Genomic DNA, 14,120 nt, shown 5'->3' with positions numbered 1-14,120 from the left:
GCAGGCCTGACGGATTGGAGGCGCAGCGTCCCGGCTGGAAGACTGCCGGGATGCTGCGCCGCGTCCTGCCCCTCGTGCTCGCGCTGGGGTTGACCGCCTCGGCGTGCAGCGGCGACCCGGCAGCCGACGAGCCCGGGACCCCGACCGACGAGTCGACCGCCGCGGCCCCGACCCCGCCCACGCCGGCCGAGCGGCTCGGCCTCGTCGAGGGCTGGGGGCCGACGCAGGTCGAGCTGGAGCGGGCCGCCCGGCTGGTGGGCCGGATGTCGCTGCCGGACCTCGCCGGGCAGGTGATCGTGGCCGAGTGGCGGGGCACCGCGGCCCCGGTGCAGATGGTCCGCCAGCTGCACCTGGGCGGGGTGATCGCCTTCTCCGACAACGTGGCGTCCACCGGCCAGATCCGGTCCGTCAACGCGACCCTGGAGCGCGCCGTACGCCGCCCGTGGCCGCTCTTCCTGTCCGTCGACCAGGAGGGCGGCATCGTCGAGCGGGTGAAGGGTGACGCCACCCGCTTCCCGACCTTCATGTCCGCCGGTGCGGCGGGGGACCCGCGGGTGACCACGGCCGCCCACCGCGCCAGTGCCGCCGAGCTGCGGGGCCTCGGCTTCGACGTCGTGTTCGCGCCGGACGCCGATGTCACGACGGGACCGGGCGACCCCACCATCGGGTCGCGGTCGGCGGGCTCGGACCCGGACGTGGTGGGCACCCACGTGGCCGCGGCGGTCGAGGGGATCGAGCAGGCCGCGGTGGTCCCGGTGCTCAAGCACTTCCCCGGGCACGGCTCGGTGCCGCAGGACAGCCACCTCACGCTGCCGGTGCAGACCCGCACCCGCAAGCAGCTCGCCGCCGTCGACCTCGCGCCCTTCGTCGCCGCCGTGGAGGCCGGGGTCCCTGCCGTGATGGTGGGCCACATCGACGTGAGGTCGATCGACCCCCGCGTGCCCTCCTCGATGTCGCGGGAGGTGGTGACCGGGGTGCTGCGCGAGCAGCTCGGCTTCGAGGGCCTCGCGGTCACCGACTCGCTGTCGATGGCGGGCGTGCAGCGGGAGTACGACGCCGCGCGCTCGGCTGTCGAGGGGCTCCGTGCCGGCAACGACGTGCTGCTGATGCCGCCCTCGCCCGCGGCCGCCCGGGCGGGGATCGTGCGTGCCGTGCGGACCGGCCGCCTGCCGCGCCGCCGGCTCGAGCAGGCGGCGGCCCGGATGATCGCGCTGCTCCAGCACTCCGAGGGCACTCCCGCCCAGCAGCGGGGCCGACCGCCGGGCTCCGGCCGCGCCGCCTCGCGGGCCCTCAGCGCCGCGGCGATCACGAGCGTCGCGGGCGCGTGTCGCGGCCGGCTGGTCGGACCCGCAGTGACGCCGGTCGGCGACCCGGTGGCGGTGGCCAACTTCGCCGGTGCCGCCGGCGCGGCGGGGATCGAGGTGCTGACGCGCCGGGCCGCCCCGGCCTCGCTGGTGACGGCCGAGCCGGCCCCGAAGCGCGCCAAGAAGGAGAAGCCCAAGGCGTTCGAGCGCCGCCGCAAGGCCTGGCGGGCCCGGGAGAAGCGCCGCGTCGCCGCCCTCGCCCGGTGGACCGCCGCCGAGGAGCGCCGGCTCGCGCGCGGCACCCGGATCGGCTTCAGCGGGTTCCAGGACGCGACGTACGACGGGGAGGTCGCGGTCGCGACCAACACGCCGTACGTCCTCGGCACGGTGGGTGCGCCGGTGCGGCTGGCGACCTACGGCGACACCCCGGGCGCCATGTCGGCCCTCGTCGACGTGCTCCTCGGTCGCGCAGGGGCGCCGGGCCGGCTGCCGGTCGAGGTCGCCGGCGTCGAGCGGCGCGGCTGCTAGAGGGGCTCCACCAGCAGCGCCGTCCCGGCGCCCGCGACCCGGGTGAGGACCAGCGTCCCCTCCTGGTCCCCGGACAGGGAGAGCCGCTTGCGCAGCTGCTCGGGCACGACGTCGACGCCGCGCTTCTTGATCGCCAGCCGGCCGATGCCACGCTCGCGCAGCGCCGCCTTGAGCTGCTTCTCCCGGTAGGGGAGCTCCTCGAGGACCCGGTAGGACCGGGCGAACGGCGTCTGGAAGGCCTCGTCACCGGTGACGTAGGCGATGTGCTCGTCGACGAGCCCACCGCCGACCCCGGCGGCCACGGCGGTGACGAGCCCGGCCCGGATGACGGCGCCGTCGGGCTCGTAGAGGAACGCGCCCACCGCACGCACCGGGCGGGGCTGCCCGGCGTACGGGTCGTCCTCGTCGGTGAGGGTGGCCAGCCCGCCGGCCGCCTGTCCCGGCCGCGTCGCCGGGATGACCGTGGCGCGCCGCCGGGTGGTGGCGAGCCGCGCGGACCAGAGGGCGGCCTCCTTGACCTCCCCGCCGTCGCTGACCCACTCGGCCTCGACGTCGTCGGGGAGCATGGCGTGCGGGATGCCCGGGGCGACCTTGACGACGGCCGTCCCGGTGAGGAGGTCCAGGACGAAGGGCCACGGCGGGGTCCAGCCCTCGGCGTCGAAGACCCGGCCCCGGGCGCCACGGCGGGCCGGGTCGGCGAAGACCGCCCCGAAGCCGCGCACGTCGAGCGTCGTCGCGTCGGCGACCTGGACCGCGCCGGGCAGGCCGAGGGCGTCGAGGTTGGCCTGAGCGAGGGCGACCCGCAGCGGGTCGAGGTCGACGCCCGCCGCGGTGAGGCCGGCGCGGGCGAAGGCGAGCAGGTCGCCGCCGATGCCGCACCCGAGGTCGAGGACGCTGGCCGGCCGGGCGGCGGCGAGGCGCGCGGCACGGTGCTCGGCCACGCGGAGGCGGGTCGCCTGCTCCAGCGCCTCGGGCGTGAAGAACATCAGCGGGGCGAGGTCGCTGAACTTGGCGACCGCGCGGGCGCGGAGCTGCACCTGGGTCGTGGCCGCGGCGGCCCGGTCGGGGTCCGGCTCGATCCGGCGGACCGCCGTCGCGGCGCGCACCGGGTCACCGCCATGATCGACCCATGCGTGGGTCGCCTCCTCCAACAGCCGCCGGCCGGCATCGGTCTGCAGCCAGGCCAGCGTCTCGAGGTCCACACGTGCATCCTGTCAGGCGGGTCGGTTCCGCTCGTCGCCCCGGACGTGGCAGGTTCTCCTCCGTGCGCAAAGTGCTGATCGTCCTCGTGCCCGTGCTGATCGTCGCCACCCTGGTCGGCGCCGGCATCTGGCAGTCCCAGCGCGAGGTGCCGGCGACCGCGGCCGGCACGGTGGTGGACCAGCAGGTCGACGGGCTCCTCGTGGGCCGCAGCACCGACGTCCGCGTCCCGTGGGGACGGCTCCAGGTCACGACGACCGAGCCGGTGGACACCGTCGACGGCGAGGACGGCACGCTCGAGGGGTCGTTCATCGGGATCCAGGTCGAGCTGCGCGACACCGAGGACGCGGTCCCGGTCGACCGGTTGCCCGGCGCCTCCTTCCTCGACCCGGTGTTCAGCGTCGTCGCCGACGGCGAGACGTGGGAGCTGCCGGCGCTGTCCGGCTGGGCGGACGGTGCGGAGGTCGAGCCGGGCGCCCGCCGGCAGTACGTCGCGGTGCCTCGCGACGCCGAGGAGGTCAGCGTCACCATGGAGTACGACGGTGTCACCCAGACCATCGACGCCGCGACCGCCGACGTCAGCATCGGGGACGCGGCCCCGCTCTACGACGCGCCGTTCCCCGCCCCGGGCGGACCCTGCGGCGACCAGCTCTGGAGCACGGGTGCCTCGGCCGTGGACGATGCCGTGTCCGGCTGCTTCGTCCGCTCCGCGGCCACGCGCCCGTACGTCGCGGGGCTGGGCTGGGCCCCGGAGGACTCCCGCTGGCTCGTGGTCACCGTCGTGCCGGGTGCGCCTACCGCCTTCGAGGGCCGCCGCGGGACCTACGAGGTGCCGGCGTCGGGCGTCGAGACGTCGTACGGCCTCGGCTTCGAGGAGCCCGTCGAGGTGTACGCCGCCAACGACCTGCTCCCCGACTCGGCCGAGCCCGACCCGCTCGACCCCCAGGTCGTCGTCTTCGAGGTCCCCGCCGACCGGGGGCCCGGCCAGCTCGACATCCGGAGCCGGCTGACGGGGGAGCTGCAGGACGGGCGCAGGACCCGCACCGCCCGCGCCCTCGTGGTCCAGGGCGCGTTCGTCTGACGCCTCCCGCTAGCACTCGGCGTGGGGGAGTGCTAGCGTCTGACTTGGCACTCTCGCCTTGAGGGTGCCAGTGCTTGCGACGACGTGCGACCCCCGCGACGGCGTACGGCAGAGCAAGCCCCAACGTGCGAGAGCAATCGCTCTCGAGTCCCGTCTCGACCAACGTGGAAAGTGGAGGTTGATCCGAAGTGTCGGTCAACATCAAGCCCCTCGAGGACCGCATCGTCGTCCAGCCGCTCGACGCCGAGCAGACCACGGCCTCCGGCCTGGTCATCCCGGACACGGCCAAGGAGAAGCCCCAGGAGGGCGAGGTCCTGGCCATCGGCCCGGGTCGCATCGACGACAACGGCAACCGCGTCCCGCTGGACGTGGCCGTGGGCGACAAGGTCATCTACAGCAAGTACGGCGGCACCGAGGTCAAGTACGCCGGCGCCGAGTACCTGATTCTCTCCGCCCGCGACGTCCTCGCCGTCGTTTCCTGATCTCCGATAGTCCGTGACGATCGGACCCTCCGGCGAGGCTGCCCAGGGTCCGAACGTCACGGACTATCTCCCTTTTTCCGCAAGGAGCACCTGAATGCCCAAGATCCTGGAGTTCGACGAGAACGCCCGCCGCGCCCTCGAGCGTGGCGTCGACGCCCTCGCCAACGCCGTCAAGGTGACGCTCGGTCCCAAGGGCCGCTACGTCGTCCTCGACAAGAAGTGGGGCGCGCCGACCATCACCAACGACGGTGTGACCGTCGCTCGTGAGATCGAGCTGGACGACCCGTTCGAGAACCTCGGTGCCCAGCTCACCAAGGAGGTCGCGACCAAGACCAACGACGTCGCCGGTGACGGCACGACGACCGCGACCGTGCTGGCCCAGGCGATGGTCCACGAGGGCCTGCGCGCCGTCGCCGCCGGTGCCAACCCGATGGGTCTCAAGCGGGGCATGGACGCCGCCGCCGAGGCCGTCGGCGACGCGCTGCGCGAGGCCGCCCGCGAGGTCGAGTCCAAGGAGGACATGGCCTCCGTCGCGACGATCTCCAGCCGCGACAGCCACATCGGCGACCTGCTCGCCGAGGCCTTCGACAAGGTCGGCAAGGACGGCGTGATCACGGTCGAGGAGTCCAACACCATGGGCACCGAGCTCGAGTTCACCGAGGGCATGCAGTTCGACAAGGGTTACCTGTCGGCCTACTTCGTCACCGACCCCGAGCGCATGGAGGCCGTCCTCGACGACGCCTACATCCTCCTGCACCAGGGCAAGATCTCCTCGATCCAGGACCTGCTGCCCCTGCTCGAGAAGGTCATCGCCGCCGGCAAGCCGCTCTTCATCCTCGCCGAGGACGTCGAGGGCGAGGCGCTCTCGACCCTGGTGGTCAACAAGATCCGCGGCACGTTCAACGCCGTCGCGGTCAAGAGCCCCGCCTTCGGTGACCGCCGCAAGGCGATGATGCAGGACATCGCCGTCCTCACCGGCGGCCAGGTCGTCGCCCCCGAGGTCGGCCTCAAGCTCGACCAGGTTGGTCTCGAGGTGCTGGGCCAGGCCCGTCGCGTCGTGATCACCAAGGACAACACCACGATCATCGAGGGTGCCGGCGACGCCGGTGCCGTCGAGGGCCGCGTCAACCAGATCAAGGCCGAGATCGAGAACAGCGACTCCGACTGGGACCGCGAGAAGCTGCAGGAGCGCCTGGCCAAGCTGGCCGGCGGCGTCTGCGTCATCAAGGTCGGCGCCGCCACCGAGGTGGAGCTCAAGGAGAAGAAGCACCGCATCGAGGACGCCGTCTCCGCGACGCGCGCCGCGATCGAGGAGGGCATCGTCCCCGGCGGTGGCTCCGCGCTCATCCACGCCGTCTCGGTGCTCGAGGACAACCTCGGCCTCACCGGTGACGAGGCCGTCGGCGTGCGCATCGTGCGCAAGTCCGCCGACGAGCCGCTGCGCTGGATCGCCGAGAACGGCGGTGTCAACGGCTACGTCGTCACCACCAAGGTCCGCGAGCTCGGCATCGGCAACGGCTACAACGCCGCCACCGAGGAGTACGGCGACCTGGTCGCCCAGGGCGTCCTGGACCCCGTCAAGGTCACCCGCTCCGCGCTGGTCAACGCCACCTCGATCGCGGGCATGCTGCTCACGACCGAGACGCTGATCGTCGAGAAGCCCGAGGACGAGGAGCCCGCCGCTGCGGGCGGCCACGGCCACGGGCACGGCCACTGAGCCACAGCACCACCGAAGCACACCGCGGGCCCGGCAGAGATCCTCTGCCGGGCCCGCGGCGTCTCAGCGGATGACCTCGCCGAGGTGGGCCGTGGCCCCGCTGCGGCCGAAGGGCCCGAGCTTGCTCCCCGCCGGCTCGGCCCACAGGAACTGGTCGCCCGGGGTCGGGCCGCTGGCGACGGTCCACTGCGAGTACCCCTCGCTGAGGCGCACCAACCTCTTGCCCTCGACGTCGTAGAGGTAGGTGCCGCTGGTCGCCCGGTCGTACGACGTGAGGGTGAGGAAGTCGCCGCCTGCCACCAGGTCGCCGCCGTCCACACCGTCGTCCTGTACGGTGACGACCTGTTCGCCCTCGGTGGTCATCACCTGCACCCGGTCGTCGCGCACGCCGTTCTCGTAGGTGCCGCAGTACTGCGTCATCGCGATCCGGCCGCCGGAGACGTCGAGATCGAGCAGGTTGCAGCGTTCGCCCAGCCGCGCGTCGAACGACGTCTCGTCGCCCGTGACGAGGTCGCGCACGTGCACGCGCCCGGCGGCTCCGTTGGTGGAGTCGGTCCAGACCATCCGGTCGCCGTCGAAGCCGAAGTCCCCGACCCGCAGGCCCTCGTCGCGGACGTCGGCCGGGTCGGTCAGCGACACCGACCACAGTGCCTTCACGTCGCCCTCCGCGTCGGCGTCGTCGGCCTCACCGTCCGGGCCCGTCGGCCAGCCGCCCTCGGGCACGTCACCCGGGTCGGTCAGCACGGAGACGTAGGCCCGGCCGTCCGGCCCGATCCTCATCTGCGGCAGGCCCTCCTGGTCCGGCAGGGTCGGCCAGCCGATCGTGCGCCAGGTCCCGGTCCCGCGGTCGAAGACGTCCAGCTCGGGACGCACCCGGCCGTCGGCGTCGTCGTGCACCGCTCGCATGATCACGAGCCGGTCGGTCCCGAGCTCGACCGGCGAGGCCTGCAGGTCGCTCGACCAGCCGTCGAGCCAGTCCTTCTCCCCTGTGGTCGGGTCCATCAGCGCGTAGCGGCCGTCGCGGTCGGCCGTCTGCCCCTCGCGGAACAGCACGAGCCCGTCGTCGGTGACCCCGTCGAAGTACTCGCCGTTGTCGGCCTCGAGGTCCTCGTTGGTGTACGACGCCAGCGTCCGGTAGTCGGTCCCCTCTGACGCGGGTACGGCGTCGGCCAGCCGGACCACCTGCCCCGGCGGCCTCGGCACGCCGGCTGCGACGAGGTCGGCCGGGGACGGGTCCAGCCGGGCCCAGGCACCGATCGACACCGCCGCGGCCGTGGCCAGGGCAGCCCCGCCCACCGCCACGCGCCGGCGGCGTCGTACGCGTCGACGACCGGCGCTCACGATGCCGAGGAGGCCGCCGTCGTCGGGCGGGGGTGCGGCGACGTTGTCGCGCAGCAGCTCTCGCAGCTCGTTCACCATGTGGGGGCTCCTCCGGCAGTCAGCTCGCCCAGCGGCGAGTCCTCGAACATGGAGCGCAGCGAGTCGAGCGCCCGCGAGGTCTGGCTCTTGACCGTGCCCTCGCTGCACCCGAGGGCGGCCGCGGTGTCCGCGACGGTCAGGTCCTCGAAGTAGCGCAGCACCACGCAGGCCCGCTGCCTCGGCGGCAGGTCGGCCAGCGCCGCCATCAGCGCCGTGCGTGCGGTGACGCTCTCGGCGAGGTCGTGACCCGAGGCACGGGCCTCGTCGGGCTCGGTGGGCACCTCGCCGCTCGAGCGCCGCCTCCGGTGGTCGAGGAACGCGCTCGTCACGGCCTTCCTCGCGTAGGCGTACTCGCGGCCCGCGCGCTGCAACCGCGGCCACGCGACGTACACGCGGATGAGGCCCTCCTGCACGTGGTCGGACGCCTGGTCCCAGTCACCGCACATCAGGTACGCCGTGCGCCTCAGGCGCTCGCGGGCGCTGTGCGCGAACTCGACGAACGCCGCCTCGTCACGCATCGATCACTCGCTTCATGCCCGGTACAACGTGGTGAGGGACCGGGGAGGTTGCACGCTGGTCACGATCCGCGCGCGGTCGTCAGTCGCGCAGCGACGCGAGGCCCCCGCGCCACGGCTCGGAGCAGCGGCTCTCGAGCACGGGACGCTCCAGGCTCTTGAGGTGGTAGACGCGGTACTGGCCGCACACGGTGGTGACGTACTGGTAGCGCTCGATGAGCTCCTCGCTGATCCGCCGGGTCCCCGTCTCGCTCCAGGTGTCGAGATAGGTGAACTCCACGAACCACGTCGGAGCTGCCGGTCCGGTGAGCAGGTCGCCCAGCTCGGACAGGTCGGGGTCCAGGGTGCGCATCGGCAGGGACCACAGGTGGGGGTACGGCGAGCGCAGACCGCTGGCCCACTGGATGTCGGCGCGCCCTCCGTAGACGACGAGGGTGTCGCCGGGCCGGGCGGCCCTGCCGATCGCCTCGCCGGCGTAGTACTCGATCGGCCGGTGGCCCGCCTCCGTGATCTCCCACCAGGCGACGAGGGAGGTCGCGCTGCTCAGCGCGGTGAACACCACCAGGCCGCGGGTGATCGCCCCGACGGTCCACCGGTGCGCCCGGCGAGGCAGGGGCTCCGGCTCGGGCTCGGCTGGCTGCCCCGGCACGGGCTCGGCCACGAGGAGCAGCGCGGTGGCCATCGCCACCGGCGGCACCAGCACGACGAGGTAGGTCATCCAGAAGCTGCCGCTCTGGACCACCGCGACGACGTCGACGAGCAGCATGGCTGAGACCGCCGCCGTGTGGGCCGGCAGGCGCCGTACCAGCGGGACCAGGTGGAGCACGAACCACGCGATGACGAGCACCATCCCGGTCCCGGTCGCGAGGCCGACCATCTTCACGGCGCGCGCATCGATGTTCGAGCTCGGCTGCGCGTCCAGCACGGCGTCCGCGTCGGGGCGGAAGCCGACGACGGTGTACCAGAGGGTGCCGAGGTCCACGCCGACCACGAGGGCCCAGACGACGGTGGCGACGACGGGCACCAGGGCGCCGGCCGCGGCGGCGGCGCCGAGCCGTGCGCAGGACCGGACGCGCGAGTGGTCGCCGAGTGCGGTGCCGACCAGGAGCACGCCGCCGAACACGAGGCCGCCGACCATGCTCTGCTTGAGGCCGACGGCCAGCATGGCGATCAGCCCGGCCAGCAGGGCCAGGGAGGTCGAGGACCTCCTCAGGGCGGCGAGCGCGAGCCAGCAGGCGCCCATGACCAGGGGGATGCCCAGGTGCTCGCCCTTGGCGGAGACCACGTCGACGCCGGCGTTGCCGACCAGCCCCGCGGCCACCACCGCCGTCCACGCCGCCACCCGGTCGGCCCGCTCCCGCGGCAGCTGCGCGGCATCCGTCGCGAGGGAGCGTGCCGTGGCGGCCGCGAGGAGCACGAAGCCGACGATCCCGAGCGCGGCCAGGACCCGCAGCGCGTAGGGGCCGCCCACCCAGTCGGCGAGCCGGACCAGCGCGATGATCTCGGGCGGCCGGTCGACGAAGTAGGCGCCGTAGACGCTGTCCGCCCGCGGGGCCCACGTGCGGGCGACGAGCAGGAACCCGGCCTCGTCCGGTCGCAGCGGCCACATCGCCGAGGGGTAGCGCGCCAGCAGGGCCGCCACCGCCGCGATCCAGACGGTCAGGCGCGCGGAGGGCAGGGGAATCCGGGGCACAGTGCGTCCATTGTGGAGGGGCGCCCCTCGCGCAGTGCTCACCCGCACGGACCGCGGGTCGTCCGGTGGAGGGTTTTCATCACCGAAACACGGGGGCCTCCGACCGGCAACACGCGCGGCGCACGCTGGTCCCGGGACGAAGAGACCAAGGGGGAGCCCATGTTGTGGAGAGTGCGGTTGACGCTGCCGGACCGGCCGGGTGCGCTGGCGACGCTGGCGAGCGAGTGCGGCGCCGCGGGTGTCAACATCCTGGGCCTGCAGGTGTTCCCGGGGATCGACACGGTGACCGACGAGCTGGTGCTCGAGGTGCCGGGCGGCTGGGACGTGGACGACATCGCCTCCCTGGTGGAGCGGGCCGGGGCGCACGCGGTGGTCTCGCACCCGTGCACGGAGGCGGCGCTGGTCGACCAGCCGGCGCGGTACGTCGCGGCGGCGCGGACGATCCTGGCCCAGCCTGCCCGCTTCCCCGAGGTGGTCGCCCAGCTGTTCGACGCGGAGGCGGACCCGATCGAGACCGGGGTCGACCACGACTCGATGGAGATGACGGTCAGCGACGTCTCGGTGCAGGTGCACCGGACGGCACCGTTCACCGCCACCGAGCACGCGCGCGGGGCCGGACTGGCAGAGCTGGTGAGCGACGTCCTGGGCCGCAGCCGCGAGGCGATGGCGATGCCCGAGCCGGGCCGCCGGCTGGGCACCGGGGCGACCCCCGAGTTCGTCGCGTCGAGCCATGGGGTCTCGGCGATGGTGGACGGCACGACGGTGGGCCGGGCGGTGCTCGCCGAGATGGTCGCGCCCGGGTCCCGCCACCTGCACCTCGAGGTCGACCCGGCCTGGCGTCGGCGCGGCATCGGCTCGCGGCTGCTGCTGGAGGCCGCCCGGGCGGCTGCCGGGCTCGGCGACGACGAGCTGGTGCTGGTCACGAGCGCCGACAACCAGGCGGTCCTGCCGATGGTGCTGGGCTCGGGCCTGCGGGGCCGGATCCGGATGTCCGGGGACGGCCTGACGGTGCGAGTGCCGCTGCGAGACCTGGAGGGAGCGCGGCGCTGACGGCCCGTAGGATGGGGGAGTGGAGATCCCGGAGAAGTTCGCGGCCCTCGGCCTCACCTACGACGACGTCCTCCTGCTGCCGGGGGAGTCGGACCTGGCGCCCGACGAGATCGACACCACGAGTCGCCTGACCCGGGAGATCTCGCTCAGGGTGCCGCTGGTCAGCGCGGCGATGGACACCGTCACCGAGTCGCGGATGGCCATCGCGATGGCCCGCGAGGGCGGCCTCGGTGTGCTGCACCGCAACCTGTCGATCGCCGACCAGGCCTACCAGGTCGACCTCGTCAAGCGGACCCAGACCGGGATCATCTCCAACCCCGTCACGATCGGCCCCGACGCCACCCTCGAGGAGCTCGACCGGATCTGCGGTGAGTACCGCGTCTCCGGCCTGCCCGTCGTCGACGTCGACAACCGCCTGCTGGGCATCATCACCAACCGCGACCTGCGCTTCACGCCGGTCGCGGAGTGGGCGACCACCAAGGTCACCGAGGTGATGACCTCCGAGGGGCTCATCACCGGTACCATCGGCATCTCCCGCGACGACGCGACGACCCTGCTGCGCCGGCACAAGCGCGAGCGGCTCCCGCTGGTCGACGTCGACGGCCGCCTCGGCGGGCTCATCACCGTCAAGGACTTCGTCAAGGGCGAGCAGTTCCCGCACGCGTCGTACGACGGCGACGGCCGGCTGCTCGTGGGTGCCGCGATCGGCTACTTCGGCGACGCGTGGGAGCGCGCCACCACGCTGGTCGAGGCCGGCGTCGACGTGCTGGTCGCCGACACCGCGCACGGCCACGTCCACCTCCTCCTCGACATGGTCCGCCGGCTCAAGAGCGACCCTGCCACCCGCCACGTGCAGGTGATCGGCGGCAACGTCGCCACCCGCGAGGGCGCCCAGGCCTTCGTCGACGCCGGGGCCGACGCGGTGAAGGTCGGGGTGGGGCCGGGCTCCATCTGCACCACGCGCGTCGTGACCGGCGTGGGCGTCCCGCAGGTCACCGCGGTGTACGAGGCCTCGCTGGCCGCAAAGCCTGCCGGGGTGCCGGTCATCGCCGACGGGGGCATGAAGCACTCCGGCGAGATCGCCAAGGCGCTCGTCGCCGGCGCCGACGCGGTCATGCTCGGCTCCCTGCTGGCCGGGTGCGAGGAGTCCCCCGGCGAGCTGGTCTTCGTCAACGGCAAGCAGTTCAAGTCCTACCGGGGGATGGGCTCGCTCGGGGCCATGTCGAGCCGCGGCAAGAAGTCCTACTCCAAGGACCGCTACTTCCAGGCCGAGGTCACCAGCGACGACAAGATCGTGCCCGAGGGCATCGAGGGCCAGGTCGCCTATCGCGGTCCCCTCGGCGCCGTGGCCCACCAGCTCATCGGCGGCCTCAACCAGTCGATGTTCTACGTCGGCGCGCGGACCGTCCCCGAGCTCCAGGACAAGGGCCGCTTCGTGCGGATCACCTCGGCCTCGCTCAAGGAGAGCCACCCCCACGGCGTGCAGATGACCGTCGAGGCACCCAACTACTCCGGGGCCTGACGCTCGTCAGCCGCGGTCGAGGTAGGCCACGGCGCGGTTGAAGAACGCGGAGGCGAGCTCGGGGTCTGCACGGTCGCCGGTCGGCGCAGCCGCGAGCTCCTCGGCGAGCGCCTCCGCGCCCGGGGTGCCGGCGGCGGCGTCGGCACACACCCGGGCGGCCTCGCGGACCAGGGAGGGGACCATCGTCCAGGTGGCCTCGAAGACGCGGTGTCGCTCGGGGACCCCCACCTGACCGGGGACCTCCCACGCGGTCAGCGCGATCGGGGCCTCGGTCGCGTCGCAGATCACGGCCCACTCCCGCAGCAGCGGCGAGCGCTCGGGGAGTGTGACCAGCTGGAGGTCGTCCTCGTCGCGGGACCCGGGCGGGAAGTCGGCGAAGACGTGGGTCGTGCGGGCGAGCAGGGCCAGCTCGCGCCAGCGAGTGCGGGCGGGGGCGAAGTGCTCGGCCCGCTGGAACAGGCCGAAGAGGTGGGCGTCGCGGGCGCGGGCGCAGAACTCGTCCTCGATGGCGTGCGACAGGGCGACGAGCGTGCGCTTGCGCAGGCGGTGGACGGGCAGGGCCGGCTCGCGCCGCAGCAGGCGGGCGTGGACGGAGCGAGTCCGGGGACCGCCGGCCACCTGCTGCTGGTGCTCGGCCTCGCGGCGGGCGGCGGCGATCGCCGCGTCGAGGCGCATGCCGGAATCACGCAGCCGGGCGACCTCGGCGACGAGGACGGCGTCGCCCTCGTCGTACCGACGGTGGCCCGACCCGAGCCGGGTGGGCACCGGGAAGCCGTGGCGCTCCTCCCAGATCCGCAACGTCGACGGGGTGACTCCGGTGCGCGCGGACAGCTCGCCGATGGAGAGGGAGGTGCTCATGTGGTCCCATCCTGCGGCATGCCGTGCCCGGGCGGAGGTCCCGGGCACGGCTGCCTGGCTCGGCAGGTCGATCAGTCGGCGGTGATCAGAGGTCGAGCGGGCGCAGGACGCGGTCGATGCCGTGGCCGATCTGGCGGTTGCCCTTGTTGAGGTCGAGCAGCTTCGGGATGGCCCGGGCGTCGCGGTCGTTCTTGTCCTTGTCGACCAGGACGACCTTGCCCTTCATCAGCTTGACGCGGATCTTGGCGCCGTTGGCCATGGTGATCTTCTGCTTCTTCTTGGCGGCGGCCACCACCTTGGTGGAGTTGAGCGTCTTGCCGGCGACCACGTGGTAGAGCAGCACTTGCTCGATCGTGTCGACGTCGTACGTCGCGAGGATGGCGTTGACGGTGGCCTTCTCGGACTTGGGTGCGGTCCCGGTGAGGTCCTCGACCAGCTTGCGGAATGCCGCATCGGTCGGCGCGAAGGCGGTGAGGCGCTTCTTGCCGTCGGTCAGCGCGAGCAGCGGGGTCTCGGGCTTCGCGCCGGCGACGGTGAGGACCGCGGCCTCGATGATGTCGAAGTCCTTCCAGTTCTTGTCCAGCTTCTGCCCGTCGGCCGCGAGGAGGGCCGCCAGGCTGTCGGTCCCCGCGGCACGCTGAGCGTTGGCGGGGGCGAGCGGGGCGGTGGCGATCGCGGTGGCGACAAGGGCTCCGGCGAGGGGGCCGGCCAGGTGGCGCTTGAGCATCAGGGGAACCTTTCGTAGGTGGGA

The 14,120-nt window shown here is 73.3% G+C and carries 12 protein-coding genes; 6 read left to right on the top strand and 6 right to left on the bottom strand.

All coding sequences use genetic code 11. The features are described from left to right. The first annotated feature begins 50 nt into the window (after nucleotides 1-50). Nucleotides 51-1,832 carry a glycoside hydrolase family 3 protein gene (locus tag DAE25_RS20600; protein ID WP_107768000.1) on the top strand — a complete coding sequence of 594 codons (1,782 nt, stop codon included), beginning with the start codon at nucleotides 51-53 and terminating at the stop codon, nucleotides 1,830-1,832. Here DAE25_RS20600 and DAE25_RS20595 read toward each other — a convergent pair. Next, nucleotides 1,829-3,034 carry a class I SAM-dependent methyltransferase gene (locus DAE25_RS20595; RefSeq protein ID WP_107767999.1) on the bottom strand — a complete coding sequence of 402 codons (1,206 nt, stop codon included), beginning with the start codon at nucleotides 3,032-3,034 and terminating at the stop codon, nucleotides 1,829-1,831. The two genes, DAE25_RS20600 and DAE25_RS20595, sit on opposite strands and share 4 nt — an antisense overlap. Before the next feature lie 62 nt (nucleotides 3,035-3,096). On the opposite strand from DAE25_RS20595, the gene DAE25_RS20590 reads away from it, so the two are divergent. The 3 genes from DAE25_RS20590 to groL all read left to right on the top strand — a co-directional run bounded on the left by DAE25_RS20590 (nucleotide 3,097) and on the right by groL (nucleotide 6,312). Beyond that, the gene (locus tag DAE25_RS20590) at nucleotides 3,097-4,113 is read left to right on the top strand and encodes a hypothetical protein (RefSeq protein WP_159083873.1); all 1,017 of its coding nucleotides are present in this window, start codon (nucleotides 3,097-3,099) and stop codon (nucleotides 4,111-4,113) included. 188 nt (nucleotides 4,114-4,301) lie between these two features. Next, nucleotides 4,302-4,595, top strand: a complete 294-nt coding sequence (gene groES, locus DAE25_RS20585; RefSeq protein ID WP_056887203.1) for a co-chaperone GroES — start codon at nucleotides 4,302-4,304, stop codon at nucleotides 4,593-4,595. 94 nt (nucleotides 4,596-4,689) lie between these two features. Then, nucleotides 4,690-6,312, top strand: a complete 1,623-nt coding sequence (gene groL / locus DAE25_RS20580; protein ID WP_056887204.1) for a chaperonin GroEL — start codon at nucleotides 4,690-4,692, stop codon at nucleotides 6,310-6,312. A gap of 63 nt (nucleotides 6,313-6,375) precedes the next feature. Here the strand turns inward: groL and DAE25_RS20575 are convergent, their stop codons facing one another. The 3 genes from DAE25_RS20575 to DAE25_RS20565 form a co-directional block, all read right to left on the bottom strand. Then, on the bottom strand, nucleotides 6,376-7,731 hold the full coding sequence (locus DAE25_RS20575; RefSeq protein WP_107767997.1) for a hypothetical protein: 1,356 nt from the start codon (nucleotides 7,729-7,731) through the stop codon (nucleotides 6,376-6,378). Next, complete coding sequence (locus DAE25_RS20570; RefSeq protein ID WP_107767996.1) at nucleotides 7,725-8,249, bottom strand: SigE family RNA polymerase sigma factor; 525 nt, start codon at nucleotides 8,247-8,249, stop codon at nucleotides 7,725-7,727. The genes DAE25_RS20575 and DAE25_RS20570 overlap by 7 nt, the downstream gene beginning before the upstream one ends. A 79-nt stretch (nucleotides 8,250-8,328) precedes the next feature. Continuing rightward, the gene (locus tag DAE25_RS20565) at nucleotides 8,329-9,939 is read right to left on the bottom strand and encodes a hypothetical protein (protein WP_107767995.1); all 1,611 of its coding nucleotides are present in this window, start codon (nucleotides 9,937-9,939) and stop codon (nucleotides 8,329-8,331) included. 159 nt (nucleotides 9,940-10,098) lie between these two features. On the opposite strand from DAE25_RS20565, the gene DAE25_RS20560 reads away from it, so the two are divergent. Together DAE25_RS20560 and guaB are read left to right on the top strand one after the other, a co-directional pair. Next, the gene (locus DAE25_RS20560; protein ID WP_107767994.1) at nucleotides 10,099-10,989 is read left to right on the top strand and encodes a GNAT family N-acetyltransferase; all 891 of its coding nucleotides are present in this window, start codon (nucleotides 10,099-10,101) and stop codon (nucleotides 10,987-10,989) included. A 19-nt stretch (nucleotides 10,990-11,008) separates the two neighbouring features. Then, the gene (guaB, locus tag DAE25_RS20555; RefSeq protein WP_107767993.1) at nucleotides 11,009-12,511 is read left to right on the top strand and encodes an IMP dehydrogenase; all 1,503 of its coding nucleotides are present in this window, start codon (nucleotides 11,009-11,011) and stop codon (nucleotides 12,509-12,511) included. A 6-nt stretch (nucleotides 12,512-12,517) separates the two neighbouring features. On the opposite strand, the gene DAE25_RS20550 is transcribed toward guaB, so the two are convergent. Both DAE25_RS20550 and DAE25_RS20545 read right to left on the bottom strand, forming a co-directional pair. Beyond that, complete coding sequence (locus DAE25_RS20550; protein ID WP_107767992.1) at nucleotides 12,518-13,369, bottom strand: MerR family transcriptional regulator; 852 nt, start codon at nucleotides 13,367-13,369, stop codon at nucleotides 12,518-12,520. Between the two features lie 85 nt (nucleotides 13,370-13,454). Further along, nucleotides 13,455-14,096, bottom strand: coding sequence for a fasciclin domain-containing protein (locus tag DAE25_RS20545; RefSeq protein ID WP_107767991.1), 642 nt, complete (start codon nucleotides 14,094-14,096; stop codon nucleotides 13,455-13,457). Between the last annotated feature and the right edge of the window lie 24 nt (nucleotides 14,097-14,120).

Source organism: Nocardioides terrigena (assembly GCF_003047265.1).
Taxonomy (GTDB): Bacteria; Actinomycetota; Actinomycetes; order Propionibacteriales; family Nocardioidaceae; genus Nocardioides; species Nocardioides terrigena.
This window is presented reverse-complemented; position numbering and strand designations above follow the sequence as displayed.

What these genes read in the sequence shown, in the direction of transcription:
- DAE25_RS20600 (WP_107768000.1), top strand. Translation starts at nt 51, where the DNA reads ATGCTGCGCCGCGTCCTGCCCCTCGTGCTCGCGCTGGGGTTGACCGCC.
- DAE25_RS20545 (WP_107767991.1), bottom strand. Translation starts at nt 14,096, where the DNA reads ATGCTCAAGCGCCACCTGGCCGGCCCCCTCGCCGGAGCCCTTGTCGCC.
- DAE25_RS20570 (WP_107767996.1), bottom strand. Translation starts at nt 8,249, where the DNA reads ATGCGTGACGAGGCGGCGTTCGTCGAGTTCGCGCACAGCGCCCGCGAG.
- groL (WP_056887204.1), top strand. Translation starts at nt 4,690, where the DNA reads ATGCCCAAGATCCTGGAGTTCGACGAGAACGCCCGCCGCGCCCTCGAG.
- DAE25_RS20550 (WP_107767992.1), bottom strand. Translation starts at nt 13,369, where the DNA reads ATGAGCACCTCCCTCTCCATCGGCGAGCTGTCCGCGCGCACCGGAGTC.
- DAE25_RS20575 (WP_107767997.1), bottom strand. Translation starts at nt 7,731, where the DNA reads ATGGTGAACGAGCTGCGAGAGCTGCTGCGCGACAACGTCGCCGCACCC.
- DAE25_RS20560 (WP_107767994.1), top strand. Translation starts at nt 10,099, where the DNA reads ATGTTGTGGAGAGTGCGGTTGACGCTGCCGGACCGGCCGGGTGCGCTG.